14 protein-coding genes and 1 pseudogene are annotated in these 17,815 nt (G+C 63.8%); 10 read left to right on the forward strand and 5 right to left on the reverse strand.

Annotated elements, in window-relative coordinates:
* Positions 1-204 precede the first annotated feature (204 nt).
* From P2W41_RS18470 to P2W41_RS18485, 4 genes are all read left to right on the forward strand, one after another.
* The gene (locus P2W41_RS18470) at positions 205-1,179 is read left to right on the forward strand and encodes a DUF3991 and TOPRIM domain-containing protein (RefSeq protein WP_223006703.1); all 975 of its coding nucleotides are present in this window, start codon (positions 205-207) and stop codon (positions 1,177-1,179) included.
* 123 nt (positions 1,180-1,302) lie between these two features.
* Entirely contained in the window at positions 1,303-1,902 is a 600-nt protein-coding gene (locus P2W41_RS18475; RefSeq protein WP_223006702.1) for a DUF1419 domain-containing protein, read from the forward strand.
* Between the two features lie 7 nt (positions 1,903-1,909).
* Positions 1,910-2,308, forward strand: a complete 399-nt coding sequence (locus tag P2W41_RS18480; RefSeq protein ID WP_223006701.1) for a DUF3085 domain-containing protein — start codon at positions 1,910-1,912, stop codon at positions 2,306-2,308.
* An 86-nt stretch (positions 2,309-2,394) separates the two neighbouring features.
* Positions 2,395-7,464, forward strand: coding sequence for a DEAD/DEAH box helicase family protein (locus P2W41_RS18485; protein ID WP_223006700.1), 5,070 nt, complete (start codon positions 2,395-2,397; stop codon positions 7,462-7,464).
* 12 nt (positions 7,465-7,476) lie between these two features.
* Here P2W41_RS18485 and P2W41_RS18490 read toward each other — a convergent pair whose 3' ends face one another.
* Together P2W41_RS18490 and P2W41_RS18495 are read right to left on the reverse strand one after the other, a co-directional pair.
* Positions 7,477-7,977: an RES family NAD+ phosphorylase gene (locus P2W41_RS18490; RefSeq protein ID WP_223006699.1), complete on the reverse strand. Its 501-nt coding sequence runs from the start codon at positions 7,975-7,977 to the stop codon at positions 7,477-7,479.
* A gap of 2 nt (positions 7,978-7,979) precedes the next feature.
* Positions 7,980-8,330, reverse strand: a complete 351-nt coding sequence (locus tag P2W41_RS18495) for an MbcA/ParS/Xre antitoxin family protein (RefSeq protein ID WP_223006698.1) — start codon at positions 8,328-8,330, stop codon at positions 7,980-7,982.
* 441 nt (positions 8,331-8,771) lie between these two features.
* Between P2W41_RS18495 and P2W41_RS18500 the strand changes: the two genes are divergently transcribed.
* Both P2W41_RS18500 and P2W41_RS18505 read left to right on the forward strand, forming a co-directional pair.
* Complete coding sequence (locus P2W41_RS18500) at positions 8,772-9,587, forward strand: competence protein CoiA (RefSeq protein ID WP_255606520.1); 816 nt, start codon at positions 8,772-8,774, stop codon at positions 9,585-9,587.
* A 282-nt stretch (positions 9,588-9,869) separates the two neighbouring features.
* The gene (locus P2W41_RS18505; protein WP_223006696.1) at positions 9,870-11,537 is read left to right on the forward strand and encodes a ParB N-terminal domain-containing protein; all 1,668 of its coding nucleotides are present in this window, start codon (positions 9,870-9,872) and stop codon (positions 11,535-11,537) included.
* A gap of 133 nt (positions 11,538-11,670) precedes the next feature.
* Here P2W41_RS18505 and P2W41_RS18510 read toward each other — a convergent pair whose 3' ends face one another.
* Complete coding sequence (locus P2W41_RS18510) at positions 11,671-11,985, reverse strand: hypothetical protein (protein WP_404935039.1); 315 nt, start codon at positions 11,983-11,985, stop codon at positions 11,671-11,673.
* A gap of 1 nt (position 11,986) precedes the next feature.
* Here P2W41_RS18510 and P2W41_RS18515 point away from each other — a divergent pair.
* The 4 genes and pseudogenes from P2W41_RS18515 to P2W41_RS18530 all read left to right on the forward strand — a co-directional run.
* Positions 11,987-12,301, forward strand: a pseudogene (locus P2W41_RS18515) (hypothetical protein); the annotation flags it as partial.
* On the forward strand, positions 12,301-12,501 hold the full coding sequence (locus P2W41_RS18520) for a hypothetical protein (protein ID WP_252928172.1): 201 nt from the start codon (positions 12,301-12,303) through the stop codon (positions 12,499-12,501). The pseudogene P2W41_RS18515 and the gene P2W41_RS18520, both read left to right, overlap by 1 nt.
* On the forward strand, positions 12,498-12,815 hold the full coding sequence (locus P2W41_RS18525) for a hypothetical protein (RefSeq protein ID WP_223006695.1): 318 nt from the start codon (positions 12,498-12,500) through the stop codon (positions 12,813-12,815). The genes P2W41_RS18520 and P2W41_RS18525 overlap by 4 nt, the downstream gene beginning before the upstream one ends.
* Positions 12,816-13,318: 503 nt before the next feature.
* Positions 13,319-13,906: a hypothetical protein gene (locus P2W41_RS18530; RefSeq protein WP_223006694.1), complete on the forward strand. Its 588-nt coding sequence runs from the start codon at positions 13,319-13,321 to the stop codon at positions 13,904-13,906.
* Positions 13,907-14,171: 265 nt separating this feature from the next.
* Here the strand turns inward: P2W41_RS18530 and P2W41_RS18535 are convergent, their stop codons facing one another.
* Together P2W41_RS18535 and P2W41_RS18540 are read right to left on the reverse strand one after the other, a co-directional pair.
* The gene (locus tag P2W41_RS18535) at positions 14,172-16,559 is read right to left on the reverse strand and encodes a S8 family peptidase (RefSeq protein ID WP_404935040.1); all 2,388 of its coding nucleotides are present in this window, start codon (positions 16,557-16,559) and stop codon (positions 14,172-14,174) included.
* A 107-nt stretch (positions 16,560-16,666) separates the two neighbouring features.
* A complete protein-coding gene (locus tag P2W41_RS18540; RefSeq protein ID WP_223006692.1) occupies positions 16,667-17,644 on the reverse strand; it encodes an AAA family ATPase in 978 nt (325 codons plus the stop codon).
* Positions 17,645-17,815: the final 171 nt, after the last annotated feature.

Below are 17,815 nucleotides of genomic sequence, written 5' to 3' on the forward strand. Positions count from 1 at the left end.
GTGCGGGTGTGCGTGCCGCTTGCGCGCTGCGCCCGGCAAGGGAAGCTTCGCCGTGGCGGGCGAGATCGGTCCGGCCCCGCAATTCTGCCGGGTTGCCCGCCACGCCCTTGCCCGCCTTGCTCTTCGCGGCATGCCGATCCTCGTCCCGGCACGGACCGGGAGCGGGAATCGGTTAAGAGGAGCGCGCGAAGGCGCAGGCGAGATATGGAAAAAGCAGACCTGGAAGAGCTGAGAGGAAAGGTGCCCTGCAGCGCCGTGCTGGAGGACGCGGGGTTCGCGCTCGATCTCAAGGAGAGCAGCCGCAAAGCGATGAAGTATCGCCGCGCCAGCGAGATCATCATCGTGATCCATGACGGCAAGGGCTGGTTCGATCCCTTGTCGGATGCGAAGGGCGACGTCTTCACGCTGGTGGAACATCTCGACGGCGTTCCTTTTGCCGCAGCGCTTTATGTCGTCGCCGAGCTGGTCGGCTTCACGCCGTCCGAGCCGGTCTGGACACGCGCGGCCAGAGACCGCGCGCCCGACCTGACGATCGTGGAACGCTGGCAAATTCGGCGCAAGCCCTGGCCCGGCTCGGCAACATGGCGCTATCTGCGCGACACGCGCCATATCCCCGAGGGTGTTATCCGAAAGGCCATTGCCGCGAACCTCCTGCGCGAAGGCCCGAAGGGTAGCATGTGGGCCGGCCACACCGATCACGCCGGTCAGGTGACCGGCTGGGAGGAGCGCGGTCCCGATTGGCGCGGCTTCGCGACCGGCGGCGCCAAGATGCTGTTCCGTCTCGGGCGGCCCGAAGCGCTCCGGCTTTGTGTCACCGAGGCGGCGATCGACGCCATGAGCCTGGCCGCGATCGAGGACATTCGATCAGACACCCTCTATCTCAGCACCGGCGGCGGCTGGGCACCGGCCACGGTCGAAGCCCTTCGAACATACGCCCACCGGCCGGGCGCTCGTCTTGTGGCGGCCACCGACGACAACGCGCAGGGCGAGATCTATGCCCGCCGCCTGCAGGCCCTTGCGGACGAAGCAAAATGCGGGTTCGAGCGGATGTGTCCGCTGGCGGAAGACTGGAACGCCGAATTGGGAAGAAACCAGGAATCGAGAGGGAGGGAGAAGTCGAAGGAGGACGGCTGCCGCATGCCCGCCGGCCGCCTCAAGGGTGACGCTTCGCCCGGCTGACGCCGGCCCTTGACCCGGCCGGACGGAGAGGCGGCCGCTTGAGAGGGGTCCGGAAGGGCTGAAGACGATGGCGACGTCGAGAGGATGAGCCGCGCTCCAGCCCGGAGGCCAAGGAGCCCACCCATGACCCTCTCTCCCATCCGCAAGATCTATTTCGGAGTTGCCGATCGCCGGCAGATGTTCCGTCTGTTCGATCGCCACGCCCAGCGCCCCAACCGTTGGCAGAACGACGACGGCGCCCTGTTCGCGGGCGAATGGTTCGAGATCGCCCGGCCCGAACACGATTACATGCTCGATATCCTGCCGCCGCTCTGGATGCGCGGTGAGATGTTCGCCCTGGGCGAATTCCTGACCGGCAGCATCACCAGCGTGTTCTATGCGCTGCGCATCAATGGGGCGGACCGCTACTTCCATGCCTATTGCGATCTCGCCCGGCCGGGTTCGCCGGTCGAGATGCGCGATGCCATCGTCGAGCGGGAGCGCCGTCCGGTCAAGGCGATGACCCGCGAGGAGCGGATCGAGCATATCTGGAGCGCCACCGAGGACCGGTATCGCAGCTATGCCGGGGCGGGTTTCCGCCCCGAGAACCGCGGCCAGCGCACCATCATCGTCTATGGCAGGCATGGAAGCAGCTTCGCTCTGCTGGATCATCTGACTGACGTGCAGATCTCGGAAAAGCTTCCCGTTCATCTGCGCCACCTGCCGCTCGCCGAGGCCGCGTGAGGCCGCCATGTTCACCTTCCCGATCATGGCCGTGCGTAAGGTCATCGCGCGCGGAGAAGCCGACGCGGCCGCCAATGGCGGCTTCCGCAATCCCTATTACGGTACCAAGCCGGGCGAGGGCGAAAAGCCCGGCCTTTGGCTCGTTGGCGACGAGGGCGTCTACGTCATCTCGAACGGCAAGCTCGCCGATGGCGAGAGGCCACTCGTCGTCTATTCCGCCGAATGCCACCCGAAGGGCAATCCGGACTGGTGGGACTACAAGCGTCGCCATTTCGGTGGCGATGACGGCATCGAGTTCATCGACGCCGACCTGCTGATCCCGAGTTTCAACCGGAATTTTGGCGCCACGCATCTGAGGGTGCAACTCACCGAGCACGACATCTCGTTCTCGCTGATCACCCGCTGACCCCATCCCGAAACTGTCGCGTGCGTCGCGCCGCCGGCCATCCCGGCGGCGGGCGGGCGTGAACCTTAACACATGGAGAACAACCGATGCCCAATGAGGACCCCTTCACGCTCGATCTCTTCGGCAACACCACCCTTTCATCCGGTCTCGGTCTTGGCGTCACCGCGTTCGCAACGCCGCCCGAACAGCCGGGGGATCGCGATGATGACGCGCCGGAGGACCGAGTGCCGGGTTTACAACGCTGCGGCAAGACCGCCGCCAACGAACGTGGCGAGGACTTCCATCTCGTCGGCGATCGCGGTCTGGCCCGTGGCTGGAGGCAGCGCGCCCATGACAATGTCGCCGCCATCGCGCTCGCCCAGACGATCGAAACCGAAGGCCGTCCGGCGACGGTTGAGGAACAGGCGGTCCTCATCAGGTTCACCGGGTTCGGTGCTTCGGAACTGGCGAATTCGGTGTTCCGGCACCCGGGCGAGGAGGAATTTCGCAAGGGCTGGCAGGACATCGGTTCCGATCTGCAGGATGTTACCTCGGAGCAGGAATACGCTTCGCTCGCCCGCTGCACGCAATATGCGCACTTTACCCCGGAGTTCATCGTCCGGGCCATCTGGGCGGGCTTGCTGCGGCTCGGCTGGCGCGGCGGCCGGGTGCTCGAACCCGGCATCGGAACGGGGCTGTTTCCCGCCCTGATGCCCGAGAACCTGCGCCCGGTCACCCATGTCACCGGGGTCGAACTCGACCCGGTCACGGCACGCATCGCCCGCCTGCTGCAGCCCCGTGCCCGGATCGTCAACGGCGATTTCGCCCGTACAGATCTGCCGGCGCATTTCGATCTGGCGATCGGCAACCCGCCCTTTTCTGATCGCACGGTGCGCTCGGACCGGGCGTATCGCGGCCTCGGTCTGCGGCTGCATGACTATTTCATCGTCAAGGCGATCGACCGTCTGAAGCCAGGCGGGCTTGCGGCCTTCGCCACCTCCAGCGGCACCATGGACAAGGCCGATCCAACCGCGCGGGAAACGATCGCCCGAAAGGCCGATCTTGTCGCCGCCATCCGTCTGCCCGAGGGCAGTTTCCGGGCCGAGGCCGGCACGAATGTGGCAGCCGACATCCTCTTTTTCCGGAAGCGTAAACCAGACGACGCCGAGGGCGACATGTCCTGGCTGGAGACCGACGAGGTCCGGCCTGCAGCCGAGGATGAAGGCCCCATCCGGATCAATCGCTGGTTCGCACGGCATTCCGATCACGTGTTGGGAACCCATACCACGACCTCCGGACCTTTCGGTGAGACCTATACCTGCCTGCCGCAGCCTCATGTCGATCTGGAGCAGGCGCTTGGCGCCGCCATCCATCTTCTTCCGGAAGCGATCTATGACGGCGAGCCGGAAGCCGTCGCCCCGGAAGCCCACGAATTCGATAAGCCCGAAGGGCAGGGCATCCGCGAGGGCAGCTTCTTTGTCGGGAAGAACCAGGCGCTGATGCAGATGCGCGACGGTGAACCCGTCAGCATCACGGTGCGCAAGGGCCGCGCCGCTGACGGCATCTCCGACAAACACGCCAGGATCATCCGCAAGCTGATCCCGATCCGCGACGCCGTGCGCGAGGTCCTCAAGGCGCAGGAGCTTGATCAGCCCTTCAAGCAGCACCAGGTCAGGCTGCGCATTGCGTGGTCGAATTTCGTGCGCGCCTTCGGTCCGGTCAATTCCACCACCGTATCGGTGAAGGAGGATCCCGAAACCGGCGAAGTCCGCGAGACGCACCGCCGCCCCAATCTCCAGCCCTTCCTCGACGATCCCGATTGCTGGCTCGTCGCCTCCATCGAGGGTTACGACCTCGAGACGAACACGGCGCGCCCCGGTCCGATCTTCACCGAGCGGGTCATTGCCCCGCCGTCGGCGCCAATCATCACCTCCGCCGCCGATGCGCTGGCTGTGGTGCTCAACGAGCGCGGACATGTCGATGTCGATCATATCGCTGAGCTCATGCAGGCGGACGCTGATGTCGTCATCGCAGAGCTGGGCGACGCGATCTTTGCCGATCCGGAGACCGGATCCTGGCAGACCGCCGACGCCTATCTCTCGGGCAAGGTGCGCGACAAGCTCAAGGCCGCGGAAGCCGCCGCTGCACTCGATTCGGTGTTTGAACGCAATGTCCGGGCGCTGCGTGATGTCCAGCCGGCCGACCTGAACCCGTCCGATATCACGGCGCGACTGGGTGCCCCCTGGATTCCAGCCGACGACGTGGTCGCCTTTGTACATGAGATGATGGGTGCGGACATCCGAATCCGCCACATGCCCGAGCTTGCCTCCTGGACGGTCGAGGCGCGCCAGCTCGGATATACCGCCGCCGGGACGTCGGAATGGGGCACTGATCGGCGGCACGCCGGCGAGCTGCTTGCCGATGCCCTCAACAGCCGGGTGCCGCAGATTTTCGACACCGTGAAGGAGGGCGATAGCGAGAAGCGCGTCCTCAATGTGGTCGACACCGAGGCGGCCAAGGAGAAACTCACAAAGATCAAGACGGCGTTCCAAACCTGGATATGGTCCGATCCCGACCGCACCGACCGGCTTGCCCGGGACTATAACGACCGGTTCAACAACATCGCCCCGCGAATGTTCAACGGCGATCACCTTCAGCTTCCGGGCGCCTCTGGCGCCTTTTCTCTTTATGGGCACCAGAAACGCGGCATCTGGCGCATCATCTCGGCGGGTTCGACCTATCTCGCCCACGCCGTCGGCGCCGGCAAGACCATGACAATGGCGGCGGCAATCATGGAGCAGAAGCGGCTCGGGCTGATCGCCAAGGCGATGCTGGTCGTTCCCGGTCATTGTCTGGCCCAGGCGGCGCGCGAGTTCCTAGCGCTCTACCCGACTGCCCGCATCCTCGTTGCCGACGAGACCAACTTTACCAACGAGAAGCGGCACCGCTTCCTCGCCCGTGCCGCCACGGCCAATTGGGACGCAATCATCATCACGCATTCGGCGTTCAGGTTCATCTCCATTCCGTCCGCCTTCGAACAGCAGATGATCCAGGACGAGTTGGGGCTCTACGAGGAGCTTCTGACCAGGGTCGAAAGCGACGACCGCGTGTCGCGCAAGCGGCTCGAGCGGCTGAAAGAGGGGCTCAAGGAACGGCTGGAGGCGCTCGCGACGCGCAAGGACGATCTTCTGACCATATCCGAGCTCGGCATTGACCAGATCATCGTCGACGAGGCCCAGGAGTTCCGTAAGCTCTCTTTTGCCACCAACATGTCGAGCTTGAAGGGGGTCGATCCTACGGGCTCGCAGCGGGCATGGGACCTCTACGTCAAGTCCCGCTTCGTTGAAACCAAGAACCCCGGCCGTGCGCTCGTTCTGGCGTCGGGCACGCCGATCACCAACACGCTCGGCGAGATGTTCTCGGTGCAGCGCTTCCTCGGCATAGCGGCGCTGAAAGAGCGTGGTCTGCACGAGTTCGACGCCTGGGCTTCGACCTTCGGCGATGTGACGACCGACCTCGAGCTTCAGCCATCGGGCAAATACAAGCCGGTTACGCGCTTTGCCACATTCGTCAATGTGCCCGAACTCATCGCCATGTTCCGCTCCTTTGCGGACGTCGTGCTGCCGGAGGACTTGCGCCAATATGTGAAGGTGCCGGCCGTCGCGACCGGCAAGCGCCAGATCAGGACCTCCAAGCCGTCCGCCGCTTTCAAGCGCTACCAGACGTTCCTCGACGCCCGCATCAAGGCGGTAGAGGAACGGGAGGGACCGGCGAAGCCCGGAGACGACATCCTGCTGTCGGTGATCACCGACGGCCGCCACGCCGCGATCGATCTGCGCCTGGTCAACCCCGACAATGGAGACGAGCCCGACAACAAGCTCAACGACCTGATCGGCAACGCCTTCCGCATCTGGGTGGAAACCTCACAGAACACCTATCGCAAGCCCGATGGCGATTGCTTTGAGCTGCCCGGTGCCGCGCAGATGATCTTTTCCGATCTCGGCACGATAAGCGTGGAAAAGAGCAGGGGGTTCTCTGCCTATCGCTGGATCCGGGATGAGCTTGTGCGCAGGGGCGTGCCGGCGTCGGAGATCGCCTTCATGCAGGACTACAGACGCGCGCAAGCCAAGCAGCGGCTGTTCGGTGACGTCAATGCCGGCAAGGTCCGGTTCCTGATCGGCTCGTCGGAAACCATGGGCACCGGCGTCAACGCCCAGCTGCGCCTCAAGGCCCTGCATCACCTCGACGTGCCCTGGCTGCCCTCGCAGATCGAGCAGCGGGAGGGGCGCATCGGCAGGCAGGGCAATCAGCATGACGAGATCGATATCTTCGCCTATGCGACGGAAGGCTCGCTCGATGCCACCATGTGGCAGAACAACGAGCGCAAGGCTCGGTTCATCGCCGCCGCACTTTCCGGCGACACCTCGATCCGAAGGCTCGAGGATATGGGCGAGGGCCAGGCCAACCAGTTCGCCATGGCCAAGGCGATCGCGTCGGGTGACCCGCGCCTGATGCAGAAGGCCGGGCTCGAAGCCGACATCGCCCGGCTGGAGCGCTTGCGCGCCGCCCATATGGACGATCAGCGTGCGGTCCGCCGTCAGATGCGCGAGGCCGAACGCGACATCGAGATCGCGACCCGCCGCATTGCTGACACCAGCATGGACATCGACCGGCGCGTTTCGACTGCGGGCGAGGCCTTCGCAATGACGGTCGCCGGCAGTTCCTTTTCCGAGCGTAAGCCCGCCGGGCGGGCACTGATGAAGGAGATCCTCACCCTCGTCCAGCTCCAGCAGGAGGGTGACACGGCAATCGCCTCGATCGGCGGCTTCGATGTCGAATTCTCCGGCGAGCGGTTCGGTGGGGACGGATATCGCTACACCACCATGCTCATGCGCACCGGCGCCGAACACGAAATCGAACTGCCCGTCACGACGACACCGCTCGGCGCAATCTCACGCCTCGAGCATGCGCTTGCGGCATTCGAGGACGAGCGGCTTCGCTATCGCCAGCGTTTGGCGGACGCCGAGCGCAGGCTCTCCTCCTACCGCGCTCGCCAGGGCGAAGCTTTCGCCTTTGCGGGAGAACTTGAAGACAAGCGCCGGCGATTGGCCGAGATCGAAAAGGATCTGGCCGACGATGTTATCGCCAACGCGCCGGGTGTCGATAACGCGGCATGACGCGCGTTGCGCTCAACCCAACCGATCCTCATCATCGATCAGCTCCAGGCGGGACGGGCCGCTCGCGCTCCATTTCCAGAGCACCAGATTCATGTCACCAAGACCGGCTCCCTTCGCGAAACTGCGAACGAGCAGCCCGTTGTAGCCTTCCGCAATCAGGTTGCGCGCGAAACGCTGTGTGGGCGCCTCGCCTGTCTCGATCATCTGGTCGCGCCAGGTCGGATCTGCCAGTGAGGCTTCGTTAAGACCCGCCGCCGTAAGGGCGGCCGTATCTGAGGCGTCGAAGACCATATCGATCTCGGCACGGTAACAGACCAACGTTGTCGGCTGCAGATCGCCCACCTGGTTGGACTCCCTCAGGGCGGTCAGCACGGATGTCGATGTGTAAAGGGCCGGCACACCCTTCGGATTGAACCGGCCCCCATAGCGCTCCGCACCGCGCCCCGACATCGGTTCGCGCGCGAAGACCGGATTGATTGCCCGGTAGAGCTTTCCGGAATAGGTGAGCGCCACGATCAGGCGTGAACGCCGGCGTCGATGGCATCGATAAAATCGAGAACCTCTTCGGCCCGACCGTCGCGAACCAGCTGCATGGCCGTCTGCCCGGAGAATCCAGGCAACGGCTCGGACCGATACCAGGCGTAGGCCATGAGCGCGGACCCGAACCGCGGTTCGACCTTATTGACGATCTCCACCATTTCGCGCAGGCGGCGCTGTGTCTTGTCCGAACGGACGCGATCCTTGCGCTGGATCGCGTCCTTGCCAAGACCGACCGTGCGCGCAATCTCTTCGCTCGTCGTGCGAAAGACGGTTGCGATCTTGTTGGGCGCGAACAACCCGTGATCTGAATATTGTGCGAGGTTCATCCTGCCGCCTCATTCATTGCCATTGTTTCTGACGCAGTATAGCGTCATAGAAAGCGGCATTCAAGGACCGCGCCAGTCGTTTTGCGGGAGAGGGTGAAGACAAGCGCCGGCAACTGGCGGAGACCGAAGCCGAGCTCGCGGACGCAGCGGCAGTGTCCGAACGGGCCGCCGCGTGACGAACTCTCTCTGAGGATAGTCGATCATCCGGAGTTGACCGGAGCCGGTCGGCGGCTAATCTTGCAACATGCCTGAGTAGAAGACGGAGCCTGGCATCTTCGACATTCCGTCATCATAACCGGCGACCGGCATTGCCCCGTCACGCCGAAGATAATCAAGACAGCACCAGCTCCGACTGGCCATGCTGCGGTTTGCTTCCATCCAAAACAAACAATCGGCGCCCGCCTCTCTGGCGGATGCGCGTCAATATATATGGAGCCGGACATGCGCTATGCATTGGTCAACAACGAACGGGTTGAAGCCAGCCACGGTCTTTCTGCCCTGTGCCCGGGCTGCGGACAGCCCATGGTCGCAAAATGCGGCGACCGGCGGGTCCATCACTGGGCGCACCGCGGCAGGCGAACCTGCGATCACTGGTGGGAACCCGAAACCCGATGGCATCGCCAATGGAAGAGCCGATTTCCGGCCGGTTGGCGGGAGTTCGTCCATGTTGCCGCCGACGGCGAGCGACACATCGCCGACGTCAGGACCGGGCACGGACTGGTGCTCGAATTCCAGCACTCCCATTTGCGGCCCGACGAACGCGCCGCGCGCGAGGCCTTCTATCCGAACCTCATATGGGTCGTAGACGGCACCCGCCTCAAGCGCGATGCGCCGCGCTTTGCTGCAGGTGGGCAAATGCTGCGGCCAACGCCCTGGAGGGGAATCTACACGGTCGCCTTCCCGGAAGAGTGTTTTCCGCCGAACTGGCTCGATTGCCGGGCTCCCGCCTTTTTCGATTTCGCCGGTGCGGGACCCGTTGCGCCGGGTGCCATGCCGGTCGAGCGTTATCTTTGGGGGCCTCTGCCCGGGCGGGCGGAGGGCCACGGCGTCGTCGTGGCTCTCGGCCGCGAGACTCTCGTGCGGGCCGCGCGCGAGCGTCCACAGATCCTGGACGCTGTGGGGATCGTCGGCTTCCTTCAGGCGCGGTTCCGGGCGGAACGCGTGGCGGCAATGCAGGAGGGCCACCGGCTCCCATCCGGAAAACCATCGAAGCGCAGGCGCGTGTGGAGAAGGCCGCGGCAACGGCGGCGGTTCTGACGACCGGCAGTCAAGAGCCGTAAACATGATAGGGAGGGGAGGAAGAAGTACCCCTCGCAGAGCGGCCAGGCCGCTGCCGGTTTCACCTCAACCGCGCCGCTCGCGATCCCGGCCCGTCGGTCGTCGCGATGGCTCACGAGCCATGCTCGCCCTGCCGGACAGGGATGCTCCGCCGCAGTTGCACCGGCCCGTCTGCTCCGCGGGCCGGGGGATGTCTTCGGGAAGAAGACGAAAAAGGGGACTGGCGTGGTGCCGGGCCCAAACCCCGAAAGGAGCATCCCGATGGAAATCAAGCTCGTTGATCCGCGCGCGCTCGTCGAAAACCCCGACAGGGCCCGCCGCTCGAAATCCAATCCCCAGGCCGATGCGCTGCTGCTCGCAACGATCAAGGCGGTCGGCATCGTGCAGCCGCCCGTCGTGGCGCCTCAGGCCGATGGCGGCAACGGTTTTGTCATCCAGGCCGGGCATCGCCGCGTCAAACAGGCGATCGCCGCCGGTCTCGACGAGATCGCGGTCATTGTCGGAGAGGCCGCCGAGGATGGCGGCGCCATGCGTTCGCTCGTCGAAACGCTCGCCCATGAGGGGCTCAATCCGGTCGACCAGTGGCGGGCGATCGAGCGCCTCGTCGCCATCGGCTGGACCGAGGAGGCGATCGCCGTGGCGCTCGCGCTTTCGGTCCGCCAGATCCGAAAGCTGCGGCTGCTCGCCAATGTGCTGCCTGCCATGCTCGATCATATGGCCAAGGGCGACATGCCCAACGAAAGCCAGCTACGCACGATCGCGGCTGCTTCGCTCGAGGAGCAGAAGGAGGTCTGGAAGGCGCACAAGCCCAGCAAGGGCGATCCGCAGGTTCCCTGGTGGAGCGTGGCCAACGGCCTTTCCAAGACCCGCATGTATGCGCGCGATGCGAGTTTCGACGACGAGCTCGCTCAGGCCTACGGCATTTCCTGGGTCGAGGACCTGTTCGCGCCCGCCGATGAGGACAGCCGCTACACCACCGACGTCGAGGCCTATCTCGGTGCCCAGCAGGAGTGGATGACGCGGAACCTGCCCAAGAAGGGGGTCATCACCGAGGCCAATACGTGGGGCCAGCCGGAGCTGCCCAAGAAGGCCGAACGGGTCTACGGCAAGCCGAAGAAGTCCGATCACACAGCCATGTATCTCGACCGCGACGGTATGGTGCAGACCGTTCATTTCCGGATGCCGGAGCCGAAAGCAGCCAAGGGCAACGGATCTTCGGGCGAGGATGCCGTGGTGATGCCCAGGACGCGGCCTGACGTCACCCGAAAGGGCATCGAGATGATCGGCGACCTTCGCACCGACGCGCTTCATGAGGCGCTCGGCCGTGCCCCGATCGAGGACGACACGCTGATGGCCTTGCTGGTCCTCGCCTTCGCCGGCCAGAATGTCAGGGTCGATTCCGCCAATGGGGGTGGAGACGACTATTACTATGGTAATCGGCGGATCGCGCGTCACGCGGCGTCGCTCTTCGACACCGAGGGCAAGCTCTCCTTCGACATGGAGACCCTGCGCGTCGCGGTCCGCTCCATGCTGATCGAGGTGCTCTCCTGCCAGGAGAACCGGACCAATAGCGGGATCGTGGCCCGCGCTGCGGGCGATGTGATCGGTGCCGACGGCTTCCTGCCGAATATGGGCACGGAAGAATTTCTGTCCTGCCTGTCGCGCTCCGCCCTCGAGGCATCGTGCGAAGGCACGTCCGTCCTGCCCAGGGCACGGGTCAAGGATACGCGGGCGGCGCTGGTCGAGGCGTTCAACGAGCAGACTTTCGTTCATCCCTCGGCGTTCTTCGCACCCGACCGCGACGCGCTCGCCGCATGGCTGGCCTCCAACACGGTCACCGAGGAGGACGAGGAGCCGGACGGCACGGACGCCGAACCCGTCGACCCGGACCACGACGACAGGGAAGGGTTCCGCGAGGCCGCCGAATAGCCCCACCACCTTTCTCTTTCGAATGCCTGACCCGCCGCCGGTCCACCCCGGCGGCGCTTTCGTTTCAGCAAACAAGAACAGGAGCACACTGTGTCCGCGCAATTCATCTTTGACCACGTGCCGATGGGCGCGATCATCCGCTATTCTGACGGCAGCCTGCGGCCCCCCCCCCCCGGAGCGCCATCGGCGCAAGCTGCGGGCCTGGGAAAGTCGCAACAACACCGGCCGGCTCGTCAGGAAACAGGCCGGCACACGCATCGGTGAAACCACGATACCGGCCGCGATCACGCTTCACGAAGGGGATTTCGGCAGCAAGGCGGTGATCGTCCTGCGGGTCTTCAAGACCTTTTCGGTCGATTGCGACCTCGCCTTCACGGTGGTCGAACGGCCCGCCATCGGCTCCGTCCTCGTGTTCGACCGCCCCGGCGATGAGGCCGAGCTCGTCCATGTCACGACCAGCCGCCAGGCCGCCGATCTTCGGAACCGTTCTGCAGCCTGGCGAATCCCGCGAGAAGGATCGCCGGACGTTCGAGGCGCGGCATGCCGGTGACTGGGTCGTCGTGTCGGCGATCAGGTCACAGCACCACGATGGTTTCGTTGAGGTGATCGCCACACTCGGTGGTGGCCGAGGTGAGGGAATGGAGCGCCGGCGCTTTCTGGTCCCGGCCAGCGAGTACGAGGTCGGCCGTTTCGGCTTCGTCGTCGATCCGGCGCGCCACGCTTCCTATGGCGGACCCTCGAGCTTTGTCGCCTGGGGGCGGTGATGTCGATTCCATGGAAGGCCATGGCGGTCCGCTTCGGCTGGCAGGCTGTGTTCGGGATGGAGGGCGCACATCCCCGTCTTGTCGTCCAACACACGCGGCATCGCCATCGCTTCACAGGCGCCGATGCCTGGAAGCGCGCTGTGCTCGTCTCGATCCGCGCGCCACGCTTCAACTATCCAGCACGGAAACCCAACCGATGACCACCTATCTCGTCGCGGTACACATCCTCGTCGACACGCGCGCCGCCAGTCCCCGTTCGGCTGTCGTAGCTGCTTTGGAGAACCGCCTCGACCGTTGTGCAGCGGCTGTTCCGGCGGCCGGCACGATACTCGACTGGGCCGTCGCCGGCGAGGACCTCGCCGCATCGATGGCACCTGTCGTAATTCCGGCCGACTACATGCCGGGAGCAACGCCATTTCCCGAATGGAACGCCGCGCGAGAGCCAAGCGCGGATCAACGGCTCGGATCCGCCCATCAACGCACCGATCCCGCATGCAAGGCGCCTGTCGGCTGATACCTGCAGATGTCGAAGGAACTGATGCGATCGATGCCTTGTCACGTGAGCTCGCTCGTCGGGCGTGTGCGACCGCCATCGTCAGGAAGAGAAGCGAGAACAGCAGTGTTCGGCCGCAAGGATGCTGGGGTGTCCAGCCACTCGGGATGACGGGCGTGCGGTTCCGAGTCATCGTCATTTCCTTCATGGGTCAGCTTCGGTGGAAGGCCACCCCTGCCGGCCTCCCTTCGGTTTTGGCTTCGGTCCTAAACCGGCGGCCGGAGCCTTCAAGGCCGCTGGCGCGCCGCGGAGCGGCCATGCGCACCAGCCTCGGCAAACCAGCCCCGCGGGACGGCGCGAGGGCAATAAGCCCTGCTTGCCCGCAAGGCTGGTCCGCTCGGCTTTGGTCCGCACGGACCCTGAAGCCTCCTTCTTCCGCCGGCTTTCTTGGACCGCGCCCGAAGGGAGGGCCGGCAGGGGCCGGCTCGGGCCTTCGGAAAGACCGTGAAGGAAAGGACTCTCACATGACCAGAACCGCTCGTTCCAGCCGTCAATCCAGCAAGGTCGTCCAGCTCCGCAAGGGCGCCTCCCTCGAAATGGTCCGCCTCGCTTGTCCCGACAGCGCTCAGGCATCGCTCATCTCCGAAAGCTTCGGCCTCCCCGTCATCGACAGCGACGGCATCCGCGAACTCCATCGCAAGATCATCATTGACACGGCCGACTCCTTGAACGAAGGCCTCGGCGAACGCGCCATGCAGATCCATCTCCAGCGGATCGTCGGCTCCTATGTCGGCTCAGCCCACGGCGCCGGTCAATTCTATTCCCGGGCGGTATCGGAAGCCCGCGATGCCACGGCCAGAAACGCCAACGACGATCGCGACGCGGACCTCGACGGTCCTGTTGGCTTCGACAGCGCCGCCCAGCGCAAGCGCGAGTTCGCGGCCGACATGGGCATTCAGGCCCACGCGCTCCGTTGCGCCGCCGAAGGTGTGGTGGCTGCCTACGAAGAGGTCGTCGGCGAAGCCTGGAAGCCCTTCGAACGCCATGTCGAAAATCCCGGGCAGACCGTCGATCGCAAGGCGGCCGAAATGCAGATGGCCGCCCTTGGCTGAGCGGCTCGGGCGGAGCTCCGGCTCCGCCCATCAAAACAGGTCCGCGTGTATGCCCGTTCTATGGCGCGTTCGTGCGTTGACCCGAACCCAATCAGGGTTTTGAAGGCGTGTAGCACATCAGATTCCTTCCGTTGTGGACGACGACGGAGGCAATGATGAACGCACTCTTGGTGCGACAAGCTCGCCCACAACTTCCTGTCCGCTGTGGCCCTCGCAAGCCTCATCGCGTTCTGGGTCAGATGAGTTTCGACCCTAGCTCGCCATCTCAGGCCGTTTCCACTTCGACGTCTACGCCGATCGCATTGGCGATTTCGGTGTAGAGATCGATGGTCGTCTGCGCGCGCAGGGTAAGAATGAGAGCATAGCGCACTTCCCTGTCATAGCGTTCGAGACGCTTTTTCTCACGCCACCAGCCGCCGGTCGGATAGACCGCTATGCCGTGGCGATTGGCAAGGTCGGCAGCCGTACCCTCCCAAACGTCCGAGTGAAGGGAACCCCGATCCCGAAGGCGCGGCCCCAGGACCCATCCATCGTCCTGTCCACCGCCGTAAGCGCCATCTTCCTCTTCACGCGCGGCCGCATTGATGCGTCCACGGAAGGTATCCACGTCCTCTTCGGGCCGCTTCACAGCAAAACGAAGACCGTGCGAGGCGTAGCGGTGGCGTTTCGTCCAGCCCCGCTCTCCCGGATTTGGCTCAATGAAATAGCTCAGCGTCACGCGCAGCTCGACCTGTTCCTCACCGAGGCCCTCCAACGTTTCCACCGGCCACGGCAGATCGTGGAAAATCATGTCGCGTGTCTTGATCGTTGAGCCGTCCAGGAAGAAGGGCTGCATCGAATTCTCGATCACAAGCGTGACATCATTGTTCTGGCTACGGATCGCCCTGGCCAAATCAGGCACGCCGTATCCGTAACGGCGCAGCAGCACGCGTTTATGATTCTGTTTCGGATTAACCGGAAGATGTCCGCGCATGGCTGGAGTCCAGTCAGCGGAATGAACAATCAGCCCCCTGACCGTTTCGGGCCAAAGCTCCGTCCGGTCGGCCAATACCTGCGCTGCCATGCGAGAAGCTAGGGCAGTTGCAGCGCTCGTGTCCGCGATGACGTTGAAGTAACCGGCCTGCAAACGATTGTTCGTCGTCAGCAAGGTGAGATCATCCAGATGATCGCTGTCGCCGTTTGCAGGATTGACCCCGTAATTGCCACCCTCGAAGACAACATCCGGCTTGATCGGCCACTCATGTTGCCATGGCACCGATGTCCGGCTGAGTGGCGAAAGATCGCCTACAGCGGCCAGCGGGCTCCAGCCGGCAAAGGTCGCACCGGTGATGGTGCATTTCTCAGTCACCGCCCCCACCGTCAGCACGTTCCACGCCTGTGCCGGGCTTTCGATCGGCGCCGCATCATTCTGATCGAGATACTCGGCTGCCGGATAAAGGGCGTTCACGTTGCCTGCCGAAACAGCAACAATGCGCTGAACTTCTCCTTCGCCATAGGCCAACTCATCAAGCGCCGCAGACCATGAAGACGGACGCCCGCGCCAATGATCGCCCGCACTGGTGACGGCAAGACAGAACACCCGCGAACGCTCCGGTGCTTGTATTTCGGCGCGGCTGATCGCTTCCGCCGTGATGTATCCGTACAGATCGGGATCATTGCCCCCCTGATCCGGCAAGATTTTAACTGTCTCCAGCGCATGGCTAAGGCTGATCGGATCGGCACTGACAAGCGGATTGGTAAGGTCCCCATACAGGGCCAGACCGCTCATTTTCGTTCCGTGTCCCCGCCATGTGGGGCTCGTGTCCTCCACCGGCCAAACCCCGTTCCATGACTGTTGGTCTCCTGCATCGAGGACCGGTTCGATCAGGGGGTGAATCCGCGTCGAACCGGAGTCGAGAATGCACACTGATGGCGCGTCGGCATCAGGCACTTCCAACCGGTCGGTCAGTTCGTCACTCCAGTCTCGCTGCTCAGCAGGGTCCATCGCCAGAAATACGGATGGCGTATCTCTTGCGAGCCGGAGTTCGGCAATGGCGTCGGTATTGGCTACGATCATGCCGATCTGATTGGGCGTCGCGAGCACGAGCACGACCTCGCGCTCGGGGAAACGAACGACATGCTCTCTCAGCACGATATCGAGAATGTTCGCCGCATGTTCAAGGATGGGCCGGCCTCCCGTGCGCAACCAGACTTCCCACCAGGCCTGCTGTCCTGCCGCCGGAAACAGCTGAATGTCATCCGTGAAGAGCGAGCGGGCATGAGCAAGCCGCACGTCTTCCAAGGAAGCGACCAGCGGCTGGTTCTTGGGCTTGCCAGTTGGCGTCTCCTGCGTCCGATAATCTTCGACCTTCTTGAGGTAGAGTTCCCGCTTGGCCTCCGGAACGAACACCGTGGCCGACAAGCGCGTTTCCGGATCGGCCTCTGCGGGCCGCACAGCCACCAGCTCGATATGATCCTTGCCACGCTTGTCTTCGAGCTTGTCGAGCAGCGCACGCTGCTCTTTGCCTATATCAAATTCGAGATAGAAGCCGGCCTGCCCGCCGGCAATGTCCGGATTGCGCGCTGCGGCCTGTTCGGCTGCGGCGGCAATCGCGGATGTCAACGCCTGTTCCAGCCGAGCCGCATGCTGCGCGCGATTGCGCGCCGGAAGCACAACTTCACCGCCTCCGCCTCTTGGCCACGTGAACTGCTCCCGCCGCCCGTTACCGGCAATATAAATGTGCTTGAGATTCCGCTGTTCCCCGTTCGGCATCAGTACCCTTACCTATGCGCTGCCGAACCCCGCTCCTGTATGGAGACTGACAAGTCCTCGTCGGTGACATTGCTGCGATCGGCCAGTATCGCCCGCTTTGCGGCCTCGTCAGCCGCGCGGGAGATTTCGGCCTGGCTTAGACCCGCGGTAAGCTCGACAGCCTTGCCCCAGTCAAGCTTATCGGCTTCAAAACCGACCAACCGCGATTGAAGAATCTTCAGTGTCACACCTTCGTCGGGGAGGCCGTACTGGATCACGTCGTCAAAGCGCCGGAACAGGGCCGGGTCGAGCAGTTCCACATGGTTCGTGGCGGCGATGATGAGGCTGTCGCTGTCGTCTTTCTCCAGAAACTGGAGAAAAGAATTCAGGACGCGGCGGATTTCCCCGACATCATTGCGCTCGGATCGCCGTGAACCGATCGCGTCGAACTCATCAAAAAAGTAAACACCACGCGTTTCGGTCATCGCGTCGAATATGATCCGCAGCTTAGAGGCGGTCTCGCCCATGAACCTTGTAATCAGGGTGTCGAAGACGACAGTGAAGAGCGGCAAATGCAACTCGCCGGCCAGGGCGCCGGCGGTCATGGTCTTTCCGGACCCGGGCGGGCCTACAAGGAGAAGCTTCCGTCGCGGCTGTAACCCCCGCTCGACCAGCTTGTGCTGCTGGCGCTGCTCGGTAAGCACTCTCTTGAGGCGCAGCTCCAGTTCGTCGGTCAAAGCCATGCTGGCAAGCCGCGTCTCTGAAAAACTGACCGATACCAGCGCGGCGAGATCGCCTTTAGGCTGTGCGATAGGAACCGGCCTGCGCGCCCGCTCGACCTTGCCGCTGCGTGCCTGATCGACGAGCGCCCGCAATTGCTGGGCAACCTGACCGTGACCTTTGCGCGCCTCATGGGCAGCCACCTGCATCGCGATGGACAGGAACTGATCGTCATCGCGAGCGATGTGGCTCTTCAGGAGCGCTATGAGATGCTTTGAGGCCGTCATATCCGGTCCATTGCGTTAATTCGGCCATACGCCTGACAGGAACGGGCCACGAACACGATCAGCCGACTGATGTCGCAAAACCGCTTGCCGCGCAAGCGCGGATCGCGGGCTGGTATGTCTATTCGGCTCCGGTTGTGGAGCATTTTTAAGATACGATTCATATGTAAAAAT

Origin of the sequence: Nitratireductor sp. L15S-10, assembly GCF_045011005.1 — a bacterium.
Lineage (GTDB): Bacteria > Pseudomonadota > Alphaproteobacteria > Rhizobiales > Rhizobiaceae > Nitratireductor.